Raw genomic sequence first — 1,982 nt, 5'->3', positions numbered from 1 at the left:
TCATCCGATTCCGTTAATTCCAGATAAGCATCACCACCACCGAAAAGAGACGTAAACAGATTTTTGAAATGGCTATTTACTTCATCGAAAGCTTTTAACATGCGAGCGCGACCTTCACTATTTAAATCGGAAATCGCTTTATTTAATTGCATAATTGCTTCTTCTAATTCTTCACGTTCTTTAATTGATGCACCAAGTTGATCGTTAATTTCTTCCAACTCCGTTTCCGCACGAAGGTTAACTGCTCCCAACCTCTCGCGTTCAATTTTCAATCTTTCAAGCTTATGGTGAGAAGCGTCTTGATCTGGCAAGTCTTGCCCTTCTTCAATTTCTGTCATGGCAAATAAGGAGGTAGGTGCACAATCAAACTCTTCTTGAATGCGCCTCTGAAGTGCTTCTTTTTGTTCTTCAAATTGCTCAAGACTTGTTTCAAGACGCACTTTTTGCTCTCTCGCTGCACTGACTTCCGTCTGCACATCTCGCATTTCACGTTCTTTGGTTGCAAGCTCTTCTTCTGCCTCGGCAAGTTTTAATGCGGCCGCTTTACGTTCATCTTCTGCTTCATCAATTAAAATATTGAGTTTACGGCGCTCAACTACGATCTCTCCTGGACGGTTTTCCAATTCGAGAAGTTCTTTTTTCGTTTCTTCTTTTCGAATTTCGAGGTTTTCAAGATGATTGGCTACATTCTGGATACGAGCCTGCCAATTATCATATTCGGCATTTATTTGTGCCAAACGATTTTGGCGCATTTCGCTCTGATTTTTATGACTGTCGTGAGCAATTCTAGCATCTGAGAATGCACTTCTCTTTTCTTCTACAATGTCACGGTTACGGCTAATTTCTTCTTCTAATTCAACTGATTCCGGAAGCTTTTCTAAATTACCGATTGCCACCTGATATCTATTATCTTGATCTTCAAGATCCTGGTTTAAATGTTCAAGTCTATCTTTTAATGCACTTTCTTCCGATTGATGGCGTGCCGCTAATTTTTCTGCTTCTGTCATTTCGCGGCGCGCTTCTATTGCGTTTTCATCTGCTTCCCTCCAAGCATCACGCGCTTCACGACTGACTTGTTTTATAGCATCTCGTTCCTCTTGCAGCTTCACATGCGAGGCACGCTCTTTTTCAACTTCATTTGTTTTTTCTTCAAACTCAGTCAGCAAATTTTCAAGACGATTTTTTTGCCCAAGACGAATTGCTGCGGCACTCGGAGCTTCTGGTGAAACACAAAGACCATCCCAGCGCCATAGCCCCCCATCAAGAGTGACTAATCTTTGACCCGCCGTTAATTGATTTAATAAGGAAAGCGCTTTTTCTTCATTTTCCACTACACCAATATGCGTTAAGCGACGCTTTAATACGGAAGGGGCGTTTACAAATTTATCTAATGTTTCCACACCTGATGGAAATGAGCTTTTTTCATTTAAGGGTGGCAAATCGCGCCAATGTACAGAGGACTGATCATCGTCACCGGCATCCAAATCGCTATCTAATGCAGATCCGAGTGCTTTTTCATAGCCTTTCGTGACAGTTAATTTTTCTAATAATGGTGTTGCGTCTTCCTCATCATCGGTTCTTAGCACTTCTTCTAAGGCTTCTTTTTCCGCTTTAACACGGGCGAGTTTTCCTTCACACGCCTGTAATGCGTTTCTTGCCTCCTGCTCTAACTGTTGGATGGATTGTCTTTTATCTTCTGCTTCATTAAAAGCAAGGCGCATTTTGGAAATTTGCGCTTCCGCCTCATTTAGCTTTTTATCGGCTCCTGATAAAGTCTGAGTAAATAAATTATCATTCTCTAATGTGGCAAGTCGCTCTTCAACCGTGTTTTTCTGGTCTTGTAAATTTTGAAGTTGTGCTCGTCTTTCTTCAATTTCACGAGAAAAGTTTAATCTATCTGCATTTCTTTCTGCTTGTCGCCCCATCAATTCTTCTAATACGAGTTCTGCGCTTAATGTATCCGCCTGTTTTTCGGCTAAAAT

General features: G+C 41.3%; 1 pseudogene. It reads right to left on the bottom strand.

Annotated elements, in window-relative coordinates:
• A pseudogene (locus ACTF6W_RS01765) lies at positions 1–1,982 on the bottom strand (hypothetical protein); the annotation flags it as partial.

The organism is Pseudemcibacter sp. (genome assembly GCF_965661635.1).
In the GTDB taxonomy this organism is placed as follows: domain Bacteria; phylum Pseudomonadota; class Alphaproteobacteria; order Sphingomonadales; family Emcibacteraceae; genus Pseudemcibacter.
Note: the sequence above shows the minus strand (reverse complement) of the source record. Positions and strands in the feature narration are given on the sequence as shown.